Source organism: Achromobacter sp. 1014246743, assembly GCF_059760725.1.
The window spans coordinates 59,052-77,156 of the sequence record NZ_JCBANA010000001.1; the positions used below are offsets into that span (position 1 = coordinate 59,052).

General features: G+C 68.2%; 16 protein-coding genes and 1 riboswitch. Of the genes, 7 read left to right on the plus strand and 9 right to left on the minus strand.

What is annotated here, in order from left to right:
• Window positions 1-10: 10 nt before the first annotated feature.
• Together recQ and AC6LJ2_RS00260 are read right to left on the minus strand one after the other, a co-directional pair.
• Window positions 11-1,840: a DNA helicase RecQ gene (gene recQ, locus AC6LJ2_RS00255; RefSeq protein WP_445658265.1), complete on the minus strand. Its 1,830-nt coding sequence runs from the start codon at window positions 1,838-1,840 to the stop codon at window positions 11-13.
• 94 nt (window positions 1,841-1,934) lie between these two features.
• A complete protein-coding gene (locus AC6LJ2_RS00260) occupies window positions 1,935-3,203 on the minus strand; it encodes a fimbrial protein (RefSeq protein ID WP_498150503.1) in 1,269 nt (422 codons plus the stop codon).
• A 254-nt stretch (window positions 3,204-3,457) separates the two neighbouring features.
• Here AC6LJ2_RS00260 and AC6LJ2_RS00265 point away from each other — a divergent pair, with 254 nt between their 5' ends.
• From AC6LJ2_RS00265 to AC6LJ2_RS00285, 5 genes are all read left to right on the plus strand, one after another.
• Window positions 3,458-4,159 (plus strand): response regulator, encoded by a 702-nt coding sequence (locus AC6LJ2_RS00265; RefSeq protein ID WP_263914724.1) that lies wholly within the window; start codon window positions 3,458-3,460, stop codon window positions 4,157-4,159.
• Window positions 4,159-5,709, plus strand: coding sequence for a sensor histidine kinase RisK (gene risK / locus AC6LJ2_RS00270; RefSeq protein ID WP_498150504.1), 1,551 nt, complete (start codon window positions 4,159-4,161; stop codon window positions 5,707-5,709). Before AC6LJ2_RS00265 ends, risK begins: the two co-directional genes overlap by 1 nt.
• 85 nt (window positions 5,710-5,794) lie before the next feature.
• Window positions 5,795-6,868 (plus strand): Holliday junction branch migration DNA helicase RuvB, encoded by a 1,074-nt coding sequence (gene ruvB / locus AC6LJ2_RS00275; protein WP_263914722.1) that lies wholly within the window; start codon window positions 5,795-5,797, stop codon window positions 6,866-6,868.
• Window positions 6,869-6,961: 93 nt separating this feature from the next.
• On the plus strand, window positions 6,962-7,927 hold the full coding sequence (locus tag AC6LJ2_RS00280) for a threo-3-hydroxy-L-aspartate ammonia-lyase (protein WP_263914721.1): 966 nt from the start codon (window positions 6,962-6,964) through the stop codon (window positions 7,925-7,927).
• Between the two features lie 114 nt (window positions 7,928-8,041).
• Window positions 8,042-8,962, plus strand: coding sequence for a complex I NDUFA9 subunit family protein (locus AC6LJ2_RS00285; protein WP_263914720.1), 921 nt, complete (start codon window positions 8,042-8,044; stop codon window positions 8,960-8,962).
• Window positions 8,963-8,987: 25 nt separating this feature from the next.
• Here AC6LJ2_RS00285 and ruvA read toward each other — a convergent pair whose 3' ends face one another.
• The 6 genes from ruvA to AC6LJ2_RS00315 all read right to left on the minus strand — a co-directional run bounded on the left by ruvA (window position 8,988) and on the right by AC6LJ2_RS00315 (window position 14,443).
• Window positions 8,988-9,560, minus strand: a complete 573-nt coding sequence (ruvA, locus tag AC6LJ2_RS00290; RefSeq protein WP_025136819.1) for a Holliday junction branch migration protein RuvA — start codon at window positions 9,558-9,560, stop codon at window positions 8,988-8,990.
• A gap of 96 nt (window positions 9,561-9,656) precedes the next feature.
• Complete coding sequence (gene ruvC, locus AC6LJ2_RS00295) at window positions 9,657-10,205, minus strand: crossover junction endodeoxyribonuclease RuvC (protein WP_263914719.1); 549 nt, start codon at window positions 10,203-10,205, stop codon at window positions 9,657-9,659.
• Window positions 10,205-11,794: a bifunctional phosphoribosylaminoimidazolecarboxamide formyltransferase/IMP cyclohydrolase gene (purH, locus tag AC6LJ2_RS00300; RefSeq protein WP_498150505.1), complete on the minus strand. Its 1,590-nt coding sequence runs from the start codon at window positions 11,792-11,794 to the stop codon at window positions 10,205-10,207. Before purH ends, ruvC begins: the two co-directional genes overlap by 1 nt.
• Window positions 11,795-11,893: 99 nt before the next feature.
• The gene (locus AC6LJ2_RS00305) at window positions 11,894-12,133 is read right to left on the minus strand and encodes a helix-turn-helix domain-containing protein (protein ID WP_006217670.1); all 240 of its coding nucleotides are present in this window, start codon (window positions 12,131-12,133) and stop codon (window positions 11,894-11,896) included.
• 36 nt (window positions 12,134-12,169) lie between these two features.
• Window positions 12,170-13,192: a tRNA dihydrouridine synthase DusB gene (dusB, locus tag AC6LJ2_RS00310; protein WP_445658269.1), complete on the minus strand. Its 1,023-nt coding sequence runs from the start codon at window positions 13,190-13,192 to the stop codon at window positions 12,170-12,172.
• An 81-nt stretch (window positions 13,193-13,273) separates the two neighbouring features.
• Window positions 13,274-14,443 (minus strand): UbiH/UbiF/VisC/COQ6 family ubiquinone biosynthesis hydroxylase, encoded by a 1,170-nt coding sequence (locus tag AC6LJ2_RS00315; protein WP_445658270.1) that lies wholly within the window; start codon window positions 14,441-14,443, stop codon window positions 13,274-13,276.
• An 80-nt stretch (window positions 14,444-14,523) separates the two neighbouring features.
• On the opposite strand from AC6LJ2_RS00315, the gene AC6LJ2_RS00320 reads away from it, so the two are divergent.
• A complete protein-coding gene (locus tag AC6LJ2_RS00320; protein WP_263914715.1) occupies window positions 14,524-14,988 on the plus strand; it encodes a TM2 domain-containing protein in 465 nt (154 codons plus the stop codon).
• A gap of 24 nt (window positions 14,989-15,012) precedes the next feature.
• Here AC6LJ2_RS00320 and AC6LJ2_RS00325 read toward each other — a convergent pair whose 3' ends face one another.
• The gene (locus tag AC6LJ2_RS00325) at window positions 15,013-16,356 is read right to left on the minus strand and encodes an aminopeptidase P N-terminal domain-containing protein (protein ID WP_498150506.1); all 1,344 of its coding nucleotides are present in this window, start codon (window positions 16,354-16,356) and stop codon (window positions 15,013-15,015) included.
• Window positions 16,357-16,491: 135 nt separating this feature from the next.
• Window positions 16,492-16,654: riboswitch (yybP-ykoY riboswitch) on the plus strand.
• A 79-nt stretch (window positions 16,655-16,733) separates the two neighbouring features.
• Here AC6LJ2_RS00325 and AC6LJ2_RS00330 point away from each other — a divergent pair.
• Window positions 16,734-17,738, plus strand: a complete 1,005-nt coding sequence (locus AC6LJ2_RS00330; RefSeq protein ID WP_263914713.1) for a sodium:calcium antiporter — start codon at window positions 16,734-16,736, stop codon at window positions 17,736-17,738.
• The last annotated feature ends 367 nt before the right edge of the window (window positions 17,739-18,105 follow it).

The following is an 18,105-nucleotide window of genomic DNA, read 5'->3' on the forward strand; positions in this document are numbered from 1 at the left end:
ATGGCAAGCGCTACAGCACCGGCCGCGCCACCCGTTGCAGGATTTCTTCGCCGTAGGCTTCCAGCTTGCGCGCGCCCACGCCGCTGATGTGGCTCAGGGCGTCCATCGATTCGGGCTGGGCCAACGCGATTTCCCGCAGCGTGGCGTCGTGGAAGATCACGTAGGCGGGCACACCGTGGCTCTTGGCCACTTCGCCGCGCCAGGCGCGCAGCGCTTCGAATACCGGTTGCAGTTCGGCCGGCAGGTCCACGGCCGCGGCCTTGGGGCGGGTGCCGCCGGACTTGCTGGAACGCGCCTTCTTTTCGGATTCGCGCCGCAGCATCAGCTGGCGCTCGCCCTTGAGGACGGCGCGGCTGCCTTCGGTCAGGGCCAGGGTGCCGAAACCTTCGTTGTCGACCGTGAGCAGGCCCTGCGCCAGCAATTGACGCAGCACGCCGCGCCAGGCGGTGTCGCTCAGGTCTTCGCCCACGCCGAACACGCTCAGCGTTTCGTGGCCGTGCTGGCGAGTGCGGTCGGTGACCTTGCCGCGCAGGATGTCGATGATGTGGCCGGCGCCGTAGCGCTGGCCGCGTTCCTTCCATAACCGGTACACGGCCGACAGCACCTTTTGCGCGGCCACGGTGCCGTCCCAGGCCTGGGGCGGGTCCAGGCAGACGTCGCAGTTGCCGCAGGCGGTGATCTGCTGGCCGAAATACGCCAGCAGCCGTACCCGGCGGCATTCCACGGTTTCGCACAGGCCCAGCATGGCGTCCAGCTGCTGGCCCAGCCGGCGGCGGTAGGATTCGTCGCCGGGGGATTCGTCGATCATGCGGCGCTGCTGCACCACGTCTTGCAGGCCATAGGCCAGCCAGGCCGTGGCGGGCAGGCCGTCGCGGCCGGCGCGGCCGGTCTCCTGGTAGTAGCCTTCGACCGACTTGGGCAGGTCGATGTGGGCCACGAAGCGCACGTCGGGCTTGTCGATGCCCATGCCGAACGCGATGGTGGCCACCATGACCACGCCATCCTCGCGCAGGAAGCGCGACTGGTTGGCGGCCCGCACCTGGGCGCTGAGCCCGGCGTGGTAAGGCATCGCATCGATGCCCTGGTTGCACAGGAATTCGGCGGTTTCCTCGACCCGGGCGCGCGACAGGGCGTACACCACGCCGGATTCGCCTTCGTGCTCGGTGCGGATCATGTCCAGCAACTGCTTGCGCACTTCGTTCTTTTCGACGATGCGGTAGCGGATGTTGGGGCGGTCGAAACTGGAAACGAAGTGGTGGGCGTCGTCCAGCGACAGGCGGTGGGCGATCTCGGTGCGGGTCTCGGCCGTGGCGGTCGCGGTCAGCGCGATACGCGGCACGTCGGGCCAGCGTTCGTGCAGCATCGACAGGCCCAGGTATTCCGGCCGGAAATCGTGGCCCCATTGCGACACGCAGTGGGCTTCGTCGATCGCGAACAGCGCGATGTTGCCGCGGTCGAGCAGTTGCAGGCAGCGGTCGGTCAGCAGCCGTTCGGGGGCGACGTAGAGCATATCGAGCTCGCCGGCCACGAAGGCTTCTTCGACGTCGCGCGCCACCCGCCAATCCTGGGTGGAATTCAGGAACGCGGCGCGTACGCCCAGTTCGGTCAGGGCGTCGACCTGGTCCTGCATCAGCGCGATCAGCGGCGACACGATGATGCCGGTGCCTTCGCGCACCAGGGACGGAATCTGATAACAGAGCGACTTGCCGCCGCCCGTGGGCATCAGGACCAGCGCGTCACCGCCGTCGATGACTTGCTGGACAATGGCTTCTTGGTCGCCGCGGAAGGATTCGTAACCGAAAACGCGCTGCAGGACACCTAGGGCGCGCGCGTCAGACATGGGGATAGGCCGTGAGCATCATGGCGGGGATTTTAAGCCGCAAATCCGGATGGCCGGTCCAGCCGGGATATTTCTGTCCGCCGGACAGGCCGCCTCACCAGCTGAGCCAGGTGCCGCGCATGAAGGTGTCGACCGGCATGCTGAGGTTGGCGCGCCACTCGTAATTGCCGGAAATGATGTCGCGGTCGGCGCCGACGGCCAGCTTGACCTTGGGCGCGACGAACATGCTGTGCGACAGCCCCACGCGCTGCTCGGCCAGCGCCGACCCTTCGTGCAGCCCCGAATAGGTGCCGCTGAGCGTGCCCCAGCCGGTGATCGGCACGCCCGCCGACAGGGTGTTGCGGGTTTGCGGCGCCGAGGCCACGCCGCCTGAATAATTGGACAGGTCGCCATAGCCGGCGCCGATCTGCTCGTTGGTGTAGCCCAGGTTGACGGCGTCGGCCACGTCCACGTTGTAGCCGAAGCGGTAGCGCCAGGCGCTGGATGCGTCGTACGAGCTTTGGGTGGCGCCCGCCTGGAAGGTGCCGTAGTCGCCCGCCGCGTAGGTCGTGCCCATGCCGCGGGTGGTCAGGGACGGGGCGCTTTGCATCTGGCCTTCCAGCGTCAGCACGGGCGTCAAGCCGTAACGCACCGTGCCGCTGCCCACCGACGCGCCATAGTCGACCGCGCCGGAGGTGGCGGACGGATCCATGCGGTTCAGCTTGCCCAGCGAAGACGAGTAGCCGAAGCTGCCGGCCGGCAGGGTGCTGCCCGAGCCCAGCGAATTCGAGATCTGCAGCCCGCCCACCGGCGCGCTGCTGCCCCAGGCCGGGGCATTGGCGCTGATGTTGCCGACGGCGACCGTCGGGCCGGAGGTGTTCTTGTAGACCCAGTTGCGGTCGCCGCCGTAGCGCAGGCCGTCCTGCCCGCTGACGGAGGCAAACCACGGGCGGCTGGGGCGCGAGACGCCGGACACCACGACCACCGGGCCGCTTGGTATGTCCCCGCTTTGCAGGTCAAAGGTGTATTCGGGGGGATCGGCCGCCGGGGCGGCGGCCTGCGCCGTGCCGCAGCCCAGCGTCGCGGCGGGGGCTTCGCCCGACAGCGTCGAGCCTGTCCCCGGTATCGGGTCGGTGTCGCTCGCGCCCACCACGCTGGTGTCCATGGCGGGCTCGGCGGATTGCAGGTCGCAGGGAGTCGGATCCAGCGGCACCGCCCGGGATTCGATCGACGGCGCGGGCCGCACGGGCAGCGGCTGCACCGGCGAGAGCACGCCAATGCCGCGCGCCACATAGGCGGGAACCGGGGAAGAGGGGGCTGCGGGCGTGCCGCCGAACGCCGGGATGAACGGGCAGGCCAGGCCTGCCGTCAACGCCGCGTGCAACAGCCGTCTGCGCCAGATTGCAGGGGCGACCATAACGACAGTGTAGAAAGGGGACGCTGCCGCATCTGTAAACGATTATTAGTAAACCGGACCAGGAAATGCGGGCATTGCCGACCATTTTAGGGCCAGTTGCAGGCCAAGGGCCAACCCGGCGCCAACCCGTCGCCAACGGGGGCAAACATCGTGCAACAGGTATATTTCAGATGATTTCCTGCCCCTTGCTCCGGGGCGCGGACGGCTCCACTATGGCAACCATGGACAATCCTCATACCAAGCTGCTGGTCGTCGATGACGATCCGGCCCTGCGTCAGTTGCTGGCCGACTACCTGAACCGTCACGGCTACGACACGCTGCTGGCGCCCGATGCCAGCGACCTGCCGTCGCGCATCACCCGCTATGCCCCTGACTTGCTGGTGCTGGATCGCATGCTGCCCGGCGGCGATGGCGCCGACGCCTGCCGCCGCCTGCGCGAGCAGGGCGAAGACATCCCCGTCATCCTCTTGACCGCCCGCGACGAGGCTGTCGACCGCATCATCGGCCTGGAAGCCGGCGCCGACGACTACGTGGGCAAGCCGTTCGACCCGCGTGAGCTGCTGGCCCGCATCGAAGCCGTCCTGCGGCGCAAGCGCGGCCCGTCGGCCCTGACCAAGGACGCGCCCGTCTCGTTCGGCCCGTTCCTGTTCGATCCCTCCACCCGCCAGCTGTCGCGCGAGGGCACCGTGGTCAAGCTCACCGGTGGTGAAATCAACCTGCTCGAAGCCCTGGTGCGCAACGCCGGCAAGCCGCTGTCGCGCGAACGCCTGCTGGCGCTGGCGCGGGATGACGACGCGGGCGAACGCAACGACCGCGCCATCGACATCGCAATCCTGCGCCTGCGCCGCGTCATCGAAGACGATCCCAAGCAACCCCGCTGGATCCAGACCGTCTGGGGCATCGGCTACCGGTTTTCGCCCTGATGCGCCTGTCCCCCGGTTTCCTGGTGCCGCGGTCGCTGCGCGCGCGGCTGATCCTGCTGATCCTCGGGTCCGTGCTGCTGACGCAGGCGGCCACGCTGGTCACGGTGTCCTACTTCCGGCACAAGTTCATGGAAGATGTGGCCATCGGCTACATCACCACCACCATCCGCACCCTGCGTGCCGCCGTGTCGCAGGTGCCGGCCGAGGAGCGCGCCGACTTCGTGCGGGCCGCCTCGCAGAATCAGTGGCGCCTGTGGTCGCGGGTGCTGCCTGCCGAAGCCAAGCTGCAGCGCTTCAATGGTCGTCGGCCGCCCCCGCGTTCCAACCCCCGTCCGCCGCCCCCGCCGCCGGCGCCATCTGCCCAGATCCAGGGGCCGCCGCCCCCGCCCGACATGCGGGTCGACGAGCGCGAGGTCGAAAACGGCCACGATCAGCGTGAACGCGAACGTGAGCGCGAAGAACACGTGCGCCGCTACAAGCCCGAGCCTGACGACGTGCGCCGCGACCTGCGGGCGCTGGTGCAGCAGCTCAACGAACGCCTGAACGACGGCACCCGGGTGGCGCTGTCGCGCGGCCCCACGCCGGAAATCTTCATTTCTTTGGCGCCCAATCCGGCCAGCGAAGATGCACCGCGCCTGCGCGAATGGCTGGTCATCCCGCTGGACCGCCTGGATCCGCCGGTGGCCACGCCCTTCATCGCCGCCTGGCTCGGCGGGCTGGGGCTGCTGCTGTTGCTGGCGGTAGGGTTCTCGTGGCATATCACCCGGCCCATCACCCGGCTGGCCGACGCCGCCGACCGCCTGGCCGCCGGCCAGCCGCAACGGGTGGAACCCTCCGGCCCCCACGAAACCCGGGTGCTGGGCGAGCGTTTCAACGCCATGCTCGACGCGCTGGCCGAGTCCGACTCGGTACGGCGCACCCTGCTGTCGGGCCTGCCGCATGACCTGAAGGGCCCGCTGTCGCGCATGTGGCTGCGCATCGAGCTGGCCGACGATTCCGCGCTGAAGGAAGGGCTGCGCACCGACCTGCAGGACATGCAGCACATGGTCGACCAGTTCATCGGCTTCGTGCGCGGCACCGATCCGGCAGCCTATCGCTATGCCTCGATGGTGCTGCCCGACTGGCTCACCGAACGCGTCAACGCCTGGCAGGGCGCCGGCACCGACATCCACCTCAAGACCATCGGCGACGACGCCGCGCTGGTGGTGCAGGGCGACGCCGTGGCGTTGGGCCGCCTGCTGGACAACCTGATCGGCAACGCCCTGAACCACGGCGCGCCGCCCGTGGACGTCAGCCTGCGGCGCGAAGACGGCTACGCGGTGCTGGATGTATCTGACCATGGCCCGGGCATCGTGCCCGAACGCCGCCTGGAGGCGCTGAGGCCTTTCAGCCGGCTGGACGATGCCCGGACCCGTACCGGCAGCGTCGGCCTGGGCCTGGCCCTGGCCGAAGCCATCGCCCGCGCCCATGGCGGTTCGCTCGAGCTGTTGCAGGCCGAATCCGGCGGCTTGTGCGTGCGGGTCAAGCTGCCGGTGGCCGAAGGGGGCTAGGGCCTGTTTTTCAGGCAGGCCGGTCTCGGGGGCGGTCATTACGGTACGATGCAGCATCCTGCTTCGCATCCCGTTTTTCCGCACCATGGCCATCCAGTCCGATTCGCTCTCTTCCCGACCCGACGCCCCTCGCATCGTGGCGCCCCAGCCGGTGTCGCCCAACGAGGAATCGATCGAGCGCGCCCTGCGGCCCAAGGCGCTGCAAGAGTACGTCGGCCAGCAGCGCGCCCGCGAACAGCTTGAAATCTTCATCGCCGCCGCCCGCAAGCGCGGCGAAGCGCTGGACCACGTACTGCTGTTTGGTCCCCCGGGCCTGGGCAAGACCACGCTGGCCCACATCATCGCGCATGAAATGGGCGTGCAGTTGCGCCAGACTTCCGGCCCCGTGCTCGAGCGCCCGGGCGACCTGGCCGCGCTCTTGACCAACCTGGAAAAGAACGACGTTCTCTTCATCGACGAAATCCACCGCCTGTCGCCCGTGGTCGAGGAAATCCTCTACCCCGCGCTGGAAGATTTCCAGATCGACATCCTGATCGGCGAGGGCCCGGCCGCGCGCAGCGTCAAGCTGGACCTGCAGCCCTTCACGCTGGTCGGCGCCACCACTCGCGCCGGCATGCTGACCAACCCGCTGCGCGACCGCTTCGGCATCGTGTCGCGGCTCGAGTTCTACAACGCCACCGACCTGGGCCACATCGTGACCCGCAGCGCCGGCCTGCTCAACGCGGGCATCACGCCCGACGGCGCCGCCGAAGTCGCGCGCCGCGCCCGCGGCACGCCGCGTATCGCCAACCGCCTGCTGCGCCGAGTGCGCGACTACGCCGAGGTCAAGGCCAGCGGCACCATCGACGCCGACGTCGCCGGTCGCGCCCTGGCCATGCTCGAAGTCGACCCGCAAGGCCTGGACCTGATGGACCGCAAGCTGCTCGAAGCCATCATCCACAAGTTCGACGGCGGCCCCGTGGGCGTGGACAGCCTGGCGGCGGCCATCGGCGAAGAGCGCGACACCATCGAAGACGTGATCGAGCCCTACCTGATCCAGCACGGCTACCTGCAACGCACGCCGCGCGGCCGCACGGCCACGTTGACCACCTGGCGCCACCTGGGGCTGACGCCGCCGCCTGGCGCGGCCAGCGGCAGCGGCGAGCTGTTCGGCAAGTAACCGGACGGGCAGGGCGGCGGCGCGAATGCCGCCGCGGGTTTATGATCCGAGGGTTTCGATTCCGACTCTCTCCGCGATCAAAGGACTGTTTCCATGCTGCCCGAACTGCCCTCTTTCGACGATGTCGTCCGCGCCAGCGAACGCCTGGCCGGCAACGCGCACCGCACGCCTGTGCTCACTTCGACCACGGCCGACGCCATCGCCGGCGCCTCGCTGTTCTTCAAGTGCGAGAATTTCCAGCGCATGGGGGCGTTCAAGTTCCGGGGCGGCTTCAACGCGATCGCGCGCCTGACCCCTGAACAACGCGCAGCGGGCGTGGTCACGTTCTCGTCGGGCAACCATGCGCAGGCGATTGCCCTGGCCTCCAAGCTGCAGGGCGTCAAGGCCACCATCATCATGCCGCTGGACGCTCCAGCGGCCAAGCGCGCCGCCACCGAAGGCTACGGCGGCCATATCGTCACCTACGATCGCTACACCGAAGACCGCGAAGACATCGCCCGCCGCATCCAGGCCGAGACCGGCGCCACGCTGATCCCGCCCTACGACCACGAAGACGTCATCGCCGGCCAGGGCACGGCCGCCAAGGAGCTGTTCGAGGAAGTCGGCGAACTGGACTACCTCTTCGTCTGCCTGGGCGGAGGCGGCCTGCTGTCCGGTTCGGCCTTGTCGGCGTTCGCGCTCAGCCCGCGCTGCCTGGTCTACGGCGTCGAGCCCGAGGCCGGCAACGATGGCCAGCAATCGCTGCGCAAAGGTGAAATCGTCCGAATTCAGGCGCCCAAGACGCTGGCTGACGGTGCCGCCACCACCCACCTGGGCCACCTGACTTTTCCGCTGATCCAGAAATACGTGCGCGATATCGTCACGGTCACGGATGACCAGTTGGTGACCACCATGAAATTCTTCGCCGAACGCATGAAAATGGTGGTCGAGCCCACGGGCTGCCTGGCGGCCGCGGCCGTGTTGCAGAACGTGGTGCCCGTGCGTGGCGCGCGCGTCGGTGTCATCATCAGCGGCGGCAACGTCGACCTTCCGGCCTACGGCAAGTTGCTGGCGGGCTGACCGCCCTACAGGGGCCGCGGCGGTCGCGCGGCCCGGACCGCCGTTTGCGTGCTTGCGGCCTCGGCCCGCGCAGGGCAGAATCGGGCTTGAATCCTGAAGAACAGGGGCTGCTCCATGCGTATCCTTGTCATCGGCGGCACCGGCTTCATCGGCCGTCACCTCATCGCCCGGCTGTCCGGCGCGCAGCACCAGATCCTGGTGCCCACCCGTCGCTATGGCCTGGGGCGAGATCTCCAGCTACTGCCCACCGTCACCTTGCTCGACAGCAACGTGCACGACGACGCCGCGCTCGACAATCTCGTGCGCGGCTGTGACGCCGTGGTGAACCTGGTGGGTATCCTGCACGGCAATCCGGGCCGCCCTTACGGTTCGGATTTTGCCCAGGCCCACGTGCATCTGCCGCAGCGCATCGCACGGGCCTGCCGCCGCCAGGGCGCGCGGCGCCTGCTGCACGTCAGCGCGTTGGGTGCCGATTCCGATGGCGCCAGCATGTACCAGCGCTCCAAGGGCGACGGCGAGGCCGCCATCCAGAAAGAACTGGCCGGCTGGCGCGAGGGCGGCTGGACGATATTCCGCCCGTCGGTCGTATTCGGACCCGACGACAATTTCACCAATATGTTCGCGCGGCTGGCGCGCTGGCTGCCGGTGCTGCCGCTGGCCGGCGCGCAGGCGCGCATGCAGCCGGTGTACGTCGGTGACGTGGTGTCGGCCATGGTCACTGCGCTGGGCAACACGCACACCTGCGGCAAGGCTTACGAACTGGGTGGTCCGCAGGTCTACACCATGGGCGAGATCGCCCGCCTGTGCGCCGCCTGGGGCGGCCATCCGCGCCCGGTCATCGGTGTGCCGATGGGCGTCGGGCGCTTGCAGGCGCTGCTGTTCGAATGTCTGCCCGGCAGGCCCTTGATGTCGCGCGACAACCTGGATTCCCTGCGCCGCGACAATATCTGTATCGGGCCGATCGCGCCTGAACTGAACGTGGTGCCCACCGGCCTGGAAGCGGTGGCACCGGGTTACCTGGCGCCCGCGCGCTAGCTGGCGGCCTGCCCGGCGCGGCCGCTCAACGTACCAGCGACTTCAAGGCCTGCTTGATGCCGTCCGACACGCCCACGCCTTCGGGCAGCGTCTTCAGGGCGGCCAGCGATTCTTTCTCGGAATAGCCCAGCGCCAGGAGCGCGTTCAGGATGTCGGACTGGTTGTCCGGCGTGGCGTGCGAGGCAGCGCCGATGTCCGCGCCCAGCTTGCCGCGCATTTCCAGCAGCAGGCGTTCAGCGGTTTTCTTGCCGATGCCCGGCACGCGGGTCAGGCGGCCCGATTCCTGCAAGGTAATGGCCTGGGCCAGGTCGGCCACCGACAGGCCCGACAGCACCGACAGGGCCGTGCGCGCGCCGATGCCGCTGACCTTGATCAGTTCGCGGAAGGCGCTGCGCTCGCCAGCGGTGGCGAAGCCATAGAGGATGTGGGCGTCTTCGCGCACCGTCAGGTGCGTGTACAGCGTGACGCGCGCGCCGGTTTCCGGCAGCGAGTACAGCGTGCTCATGGGCACGTCGATGTCATAGCCCAGACCGTTGACGTCCACACAGACGGTGGGCGGCAGTTTTTCGATCAGGGTTCCGGTGATGCGTCCGATCATGGGGCGATGGCCTGGCAGAAGAGGGGGCCGCGAAAGCCGCGGCGAATGCCGGGATTCTATACGGGTCCGCGTGGCGCGTGGGCGCCGGGGCGGCGCTCAGCCGATCAGGCGGCCGTTGCGGATGCGGGTCTTGCCGCTCATGCGCAGGCTGGTGCCCAGGCGCTCGAGCTTGTCTTGCAGCGGCCCCACGTGGGCGTGGCAGATGGCGCAGGCCAGCGCGTCGGCCGAGTCGGGGGCGGGGGTGCCATCCAGCGCCAGGAGGTGCTGCACCATCATCTGCACCTGCTCCTTGGCCGCGCGCCCGGTACCCACCACCGCCTTCTTGATCTGCAGCGCGGTGTACTCGTGCACCACCAGCGAGCTGTCGGCCAGCGCACACAGCGCCGCGCCGCGGGCCTGGCCCAGCAGCAGGGTGGATGCGGGATTGGTGTTCAGGAAGACGATTTCCAGCGCGGCCACGTCGGGTTGCGTGTCGCGGGCCACCTGGCGCAGGTTGTCCAGGATGACCTTCAGGCGTTCGGACAGCGTCAGTGCCGGCGGAACCACGATGGTCCCGCTGGCCACGTAGCGCAGCCGCGAGCCGTCGGCATCGATCACACCGAAACCGGTGCGGCGCAGGCCGGGATCGATGCCGAGGACGCGCATCAGTGGCGGAAGTGGCGGGTGCCGGTCAGCACCATGGCGATGCCGTGCTCGTCGGCCGCGGCGATGACTTCATCGTCACGCATGCTGCCGCCGGGCTGGATCACGCAGGTCGCGCCTGCCGCCACGACGACGTCCAGGCCGTCGCGGAACGGGAAGAACGCGTCCGACGCCACGGCCGAGCCCTTCAGGGTCAGGCCGGCGTTTTCCGCCTTGATCGACGCAATGCGGGCCGAGTCGATGCGGCTCATCTGGCCGGCGCCCACGCCCAGGGTCATGCCACCGCCCACGAACACGATGGCGTTGGACTTGACGTACTTGGCGACCTTCCAGGCGAACGCCAGGTCGCTCATTTCCTGTTCGGTGGGCTGGCGCTTGGACACGACCTTCAGCGCCTCGCGCGGCACGTTGTAGGCATCCGGGGTCTGCACCAGCCAGCCGCCGCCGACGCGCTTGACGTCGAAGGCGTTCTGGCCCGTGCCCATCGGCACTTCCAGCACGCGCACGTTCTTCTTGGCGGCCAGGATGGCCAGCGCGGCGCCGTCATAGGCCGGCGCCAGCAGCACTTCCAGGAACTGCGCGCTGACGGCTTCGGCCGTGGCGGCGTCCACCGGACGGTTGAAGGCGATGATGCCGCCAAAGGCCGACGTCGGGTCGGTCTTGAAGGCTTGCTGGTAGGCGCCCAGCGTGTCGGCCGCCACGGCGACGCCGCAGGGGTTGGCGTGCTTGACGATGACGCAGGCCGGCGCCTCGAAGCTGCGCGCACATTCCCAGGCGGCATCGGCGTCGGCGATGTTGTTGTACGAGAGTTCCTTGCCTTGCAACTGGCGGTAGTTGCCCAAGAGGCCGGCGGAACGCTGTGCGTCGACGTAGAACGCGGCGGTCTGGTGGGGGTTCTCGCCATAGCGCAGCGCCTGTTGCTGCTTGACCTGCAGGGTCAGCGTGCCCGGCCATTCCTGGCGGGCGGGCACGGCGTCCTGCGCGGGCTCGGCGTCGGTCAGGCTGGTCAGGTAGGCGGCGATGGCGCCGTCGTAGGCCGCGGTGTGGGCGTACACCTTGGCAGCCAGCGCCAGGCGCAGGCCATACGAGGTGGAACCGCCCTTGTCCATTTCGGCCAGCACGCGCGAATAGTCCACCGGGTCGATCACGACCGTCACGCCACCGGCTTCGGTGCCGTGGTTCTTGGCGGCGGCGCGCAGCATCGCCGGGCCGCCGATGTCGATGTTCTCGACCGCGTCGGCGAAGGTGCAGTCCGGCTTGGCCACCGTTTCGCGGAACGGGTACAGGTTGACCACCAGCATGTCGATGCGATCGATGCCCGCTGCCTTGATGGTGTCCAGGTGCTCGGCGCTGTCGCGGCGGGCCAGGAGGCCACCGTGGATCTTCGGGTGCAGCGTCTTGACGCGGCCGTCCAGGATCTCGGGCGAGCCAGTGTGGGCGGCCACTTCGGTGACGGTCAGGCCGGACTCGGCCAGCAGCTTGGCGGTGCCGCCGGTGGACAGCAGGCGCACGCCACGCGCGGCCAGCGCGCGGGCAAATTCAACGATGCCGGTCTTGTCGGACACCGAAAGCAGGGCGGTTTCGATTTTCATGGTGAGGGACGGGAGTGGGGCGCGTACGCCTTTCTCGCTTCAGGTCGGGATGGAAAAACGGGGAAGGGGCGGGCCGACGGACCCGGCCTCAAGGCAACGCTATACCTGGATGTTATGAGCCAGCAGCTTCTTGCGCAGGGTGTTGCGCGTGATGCCCAGCATTTCGGATGCCCGCGACTGGTTGCCGCCCGACCGTTCCAACGCCACTTCAAGCACCGGGCGCTCCACGCAGCGCATCACCATGTCCCACATATCGTGGGGCTCGGATTCACCCAAGTCTTCGAAATAGCGCTCCAGGCTGGCGCGCACGCATTCTTCCAGGACATCTTTCTTGCTCATTTGAGTACAGATATTTTTATGTTGGTGTTGAGGCGGTCATGCCGCCAGCAGGGCTTTCGCGACAGGCGCCGGGTTGTTGCCGTCGCGACAAATATTGAGGAACCAGTCCGACACCGCCCGCCACTGGTCGCGGGTGTTGTCGATGAGGTTCATGCGGTCGCGGAACGAGTCCGCATCCGGCAGGCCGTCCAGATACCACCCTATGTGCTTGCGCGCCGTGCGTACGCCGGTGTGTTCGCCATAGAAGCGGTAGTGGTCGTCGAGATGTTCAAGCAGCAGTTCGCGCATTTCCCCATAGCTGGGAGGGGCCAGTGTTTCGCCCGTGCGCAGGTAGTGGTCGACTTCGCGGAAGATCCAGGGACGGCCCTGGGCCGCCCGGCCGATCATGACCGCGTCGGCGCCAGTGTAATCCAGGACGCGCTTGGCTTTTTCCGGCGAGTCGATGTCGCCGTTGGCGATCAACGGAATCTTCAGCTCGGCGCGGACGGCGCGGATAGTGTCATATTCCGCCTCTCCCGTATAGAGGTCGGCACGCGTGCGTCCGTGCAGTGTCAGGGCGGCGATGCCGGCGTTTTCGGCCATTCGGGCCACGCGCAGGGCATTGCGGCTGTCGCGGTCCCAGCCGGTGCGGGTTTTCAGCGTGACGGGTACGCCCAGCGGGGCGCAGGCTTCGACCACGGCATCCAGGATGCGGGCGATCAGGTCTTCGTGGCGCAAGAGGGCCGAGCCCGACGCCACGTTACAGACCTTTTTCACCGGGCAACCCATGTTGATGTCGATGATGCGCGCGCCCTTGTTGGCGTTGAACGCCGCCGCCTCGGCCATCATGGCCGGGTCGGCGCCGGCGATCTGCACCGACACGGGGGCGATCTCGCCGTCGTGGTTCAGGCGGCGCGAGGTCTTGACGCTATCCCACAGCTTGGGGTTGCTGGCGGCCATTTCCGACACGGCATAACCTGCCCCCAATTTCTTGCAGAGCTGACGGAAAGGACGGTCCGTCACGCCCGCCATGGGCGCGACAAGAACGTTGTTGGGAAGGGTCCACGGGCCTATGCGCATGCTCACATTTTAACCGGCTCGATCGAACCCTCTTTTTCGTCCTGCAACAGCTTGGTAACAAATAGGCGAAAAACGGGGCGATCAGGCGCGGAAACCCGTCAGCAGATGCTGCGCCAGCGGCGCCCGCAGGGGCGCGGCCAGGTCCAGGCCCAGCAGGGCCAGCCCGCAGGCGTGCTCGACGGGCGCCAGGCCGGTGGCGAAGATGCGCGGCATCAGGTCGGTCAGGCCGGCCGTCACGACGCGGTCGAACTGGCGCGCACGGCCGAAATCGGCCAACGCGGCGGTGGGGCTGGCGTTGGGCTGGGCCAGCCAGCCGCCCAGCGCCTGGGCCAGCCGGGCGGCGTCGCGCAGCCCCAGGTTCAGCCCCTGGCCGGCCACCGGGTGCAACGTCTGCGCCGCATTGCCGATGGCCGCCATGCGGCCCTGCACCAGGGCGCGGCGGGCGCTGAGCGCCAGGGGAAAGACATGGCGCGGGGCCTGGCACGAGAGTCGGCCCAGGCGGTCGCCGAAGGCGGCGGACAGCGCCTGCGAGAACGCGGCGTTGTCCAGCGCGGCCAGTTCGGCGGCGCGTTCGGGCGCGCTGCACCAGACCACCGAATAGGCGTCGGCCAGTTGCGGGTGCGGCAGCAGCGCCAGCGGACCTTCCGCGGTAAAGCGCTCCCAGGCCCAGCCGCGGCGCGGCAGCGTGGCATGGGCGGTGGTCAGCAGGGCGTGCTGGCCGTAGTCGCGCCGCAGGTCGCTGGCGCCTGCGCCGTCCGACTGCACGGCGACGCGGCAACTGAGGGCGGTGTCGCCCTGGCTGATACGCACGCCGTCGCCGTCCTGGCCGTCGATCTGGGCCGGGGGGCCGGACAGCAACGTCACGCCGCTGGCGGCCACGCGCTCTTCCAGCTTGGCATGCAGCGCGGAATAGGCCACCACGCAACCCAGCTGCGGCACGTCGAAATCGGTGTGCTGGATGACGCTGCGACCCAGTCGGCCGCGCTGCGACACATGAATATTGAGGATGTCCGCCGCCTTGGCGGGCCAGGCCTGCAGCGACTCCAGCAGCACCCGGCTGCCGTGGTTCATGGCCAGCACGCGGGGATCGGCCGCGGGGATCGCGGCGTCGGGCGTGACCGGCACCGGCGCCGTGCCGGCCAGCAGCGCGATGCGGGCCGGGTCCGGCGCCACGCGCGCCAGCATCAGCGCCAGCACCCGGCCGACCGGGCCGGCGCCAAGAATCGCAATGTCGAAGGCGGAGATAGTCATGCCCGGATTTTACCCGTCCACTACAATCCACGGCAGCCGGCGCGGCTTGGCGCCAGGGACCTTTATACCGGTTGATCGACATGACGCAGCTCGAAGCTTCTTCTTCGCTTTCCGCCGCCATCGGCCGCCGTCCGCGCGGCAAGGTCGCTGTCGGCCTGCTGGCCTGCCTGTTCGGCTGGCTGGGCGCGCACTGGTGGTACCTGGGCCGCCGCCACGCCTGGCTGGTGACGACGGTGGCGCTGGTCAGCCTGTTCTGCGCGTTCCGCTACTACCCGGTCTGGTGGGACAACCCGGCGTTCTTCGTGCTGTTCATTCCCATGATCGACGGCTTCATCGAAAGCGCGGTGTTTTCGCTGATGCCCGACGAGAAATTCGACCGTCTCTACAACCCGGGCCTGCCGCCGTCCAGCAAGACGGGCTGGGGCCCGGTCCTGGTGGCCATCCTGGCCTGCCTGGTCGGCGCCACGGTGTCCATGTTCGCCATCGCCATGGTGGTGGTGTATGTGTGGGTGGCGATGGGCTGGCTGGATGGCCTGACGCTCTGACCGCGCCGCCCCCCCACGTCAACCCTATTCGCGCATCAGCGCCTCGATCTCGCTGGCCTGTACCGGCACGCCGCGGGTAATCAGCTCGCAACCTTCGTCCGTCACCAGGGCGTCGTCCTCGGTGCGGATGCCGATATTCCAGTACGCCTCGGGCACGTCGTCGGCCGGGCGCACGTAGATGCCCGGCTCGATGGTCAGCATCATGCCGGCTTGCAGCGTGCGCCAGGGGCGCTCGGCGCCGGGGCCCGCGCCCGGCTGGCGGTAGTCCCCCACGTCGTGCACATCCAGGCCCAGCCAATGGCCGGTGCGGTGCATGTAGAAGCGGCTGTAGTCGCCCGATTCGATGACGCCATCCAGTGACCCCTTCAGCAGCTTCAGGTCCAGCATGCCCTGCGCCAGCACGCGCACCGCGGCCTCGTGGCCGTCGTTCCAGCCGCGCCCGGGCGCGGTGGCCTGCGCGGCCGCCGCTTGGGCGGCCACGGTCAGGTCGTACAGCGCGCGCTGCGGGCCGCTGTAGCGGCCGTTCACGGGAAAGGTGCGGGTGATGTCGCTGGCGTAGCTGTCGACCTCGCAGCCGGCATCGATCAGCACCAGGTCGCCATCGCGCAGCACGGCTTCGCCGGCCGGGTAGTGCAGCACGCAGGCATTGGCGCCCGCGGCCACGATGCTGTTGTAGGCCACTGCCTGCGCGCCGTGGCGGCGGAATTCATACAGCAGTTCCGCTTCCAGTTCGTATTCGCGCATGCCGGCTCGCGCCACGCGCATGGCGCGGGCGTGGGCGCCGGCCGAGATCTTGGCCGCCCGGCGCATCGCGGCGATTTCCGAGGGGTCCTTGATCAGCCGCATCTCGGCCAGGATGGGGCGGATGTCCTGTTGCCGATCCGGGGGCGCGTGGCCGCCGCGGCTGGACTCGCGCGCCGCCGCCAGCCAGCGGTGCAGGCGGCCGTCGGTGCGCTTGTCGCCGGCCAGCGGCGCATACAGCGTGGGCTGGTCCAGCAGCAGCTTGGGCATCAGTTCATCCAGCGCGTCCAGCGGCTGCCCGTCGTCGAAACCGAAGTGCTCGGCTGCCGCCTCGGGGCCGAACCGGTGGCCTTCCCAGATTTCATGTTCGATATGGCGCGGGCGGCAGAACAGCAGGGCACGGTCGGTGGCGCCCGCCACCAGCACCAGCCAGGCGCCCGGTTCGGTAAAGCCGGTCAGGTAGAAAAAGTCGCTGTCGTGCCGATAGGGATATTCGGCGTCGCGGTTGCGGACGGCTTCGGGCGCGGTCGCCAGAATGGCGATGCCGCCTCCGTCCGCGCGCATCCGCTCCATCAGGCGCTGGCGCCGGGCGGCGAAGGGGGCGATGTCGTCGGGAGGCAGGCTCATGGGCAAAGGGGCGCGCAGCGCCGTCAGGAAGCTGGAATGCCATTTACTTTACTCGCCGTGCCGCCGATGCGACAGTGCGGCCGCATTCCCGTGCGCGGCGAGCGGATTCACTGGACTGTCATGCCCGCGCTGCTACAATCGCGGCTCTGTCATTGGGGAGTAGCCATCCTTTGTCCCCAAAGGAGTTAGCGTCAACAGACTTGGTGGTTCGGTGCCGCGTAGCGGTTGCCAGAACTCCATGGCGCTAACGGTCTTCGTGTCGCGGCCCACCCGCGCACGAATCAGCCAGGCGAGACCTTTGGCCGCGTAGCGTTCACCCTGGCCGGGCGAGCCGTTGCGTCGCGCCAATTGGTTTCTGCTCGTCCGGCTGCGTCTATATGTTGCTCACCCTGTTCCTGTTTTTCCTGTCCGCGGCAGTGATCTATCTTGCCTGCGAATTCTTCGTCAACGGCGTCGAATGGGTCGGACATCGCTTCCAGCTGGGCGCGACCGCCACCGGCACCGTGCTGGCGGCCTTCGGCACCGCGTTGCCCGAAAGCGCCGTCACCTTCATGGCCGTGGTCTTCGGCGACACCCCCGAACAGAAAGACATCGGCGTCGGTGCCGCCATGGGCGGCCCGCTGGTGCTGGCGACCCTGGCCTATGCCGTCGTCGGTTTTGCCCTGTGGCGCGCCCGTCGCGGCCAACCCGCGCAAGCCAACTGTATCAACGCGGACCAGCGCCGGCTGGCCCGCGACCAGGCCTGGTTCATGGGCATCTTCGTCTTCAAGGTCGGGCTGGGCCTTCTGGCTTTTGCCTGGAAGCCCTGGCTGGGCATCCTGTTCCTGGCTACCTACGGCCTGTACATCAAGCGCGAACTGAGCAACGATGAAGAATGCATCGACTGCGAGGACCTGGAACCGCTCAAGCTGCGCCCGCGTGACGACAACCCGTCGATGTTCTGGGCGGCCACCCAGACCCTGCTGGCGCTGGTCGTGATCGCCGGCGCGTCACACGTGTTCGTCAACCAGATCGAAATCCTGGGCGTGGCCATGGGCGCGTCGCCGCACGTGGCGGCATTGCTGCTGGCCCCGGTGGCCACCGAGCTGCCCGAAATCATGAACGCGCTGATCTGGGTGCGCCAGGGCAAGGAACGCCTGGCGCTGGCCAACATTTCCGGCGCCATGATGATCCAGGCCACCATTCCCAGCGCCCTGGGCATCTTCATGACGCCCTGGCTGCTGGATGGCCCGCTGTTGGCGGCCGGCCTGTTCACCATGCTGTCGATCAGCCTGTTGTGGCTGCGTTTCCGCCGTTCGGTCATGAGCGTGCCGGCGCTGTCCGCGGTGGGCGGTTTCTATGCCTTGTTCGCGGCCTACCTGGGCTGGCATTTCTACGCCTGATGCCGGGCAGGGATGCAGGCCGCAAGCGGTCTGCATCCTTTTTCGCACAAAAGGGGCCTTTTATGTCCCCAAACCTTGTCCATCAGTGGAAACCCGCGTAAAATTCTGCTGTTATCCATCTCAGGAGCAGTCTTCGTGAATACCGATTCCGGCGAAAGTAGTCGATCTTGCATCGACGTCGCTGTTTAACAGGTCCACGCAGAACTCCATCTGCCGCAGCCTGTTGAACAGGTTGCGGTTGTATCCCAAGCCCCAGGCAGCATCCGGGGCAGCAGCGCAAGCCCACGGCTTGCCAGGATTCTCCCCCAACATCATCCGCCAGAACCGCCGCTAGTCGCAGCGCCCGCGTTCGCGCACGTCTGTTTCG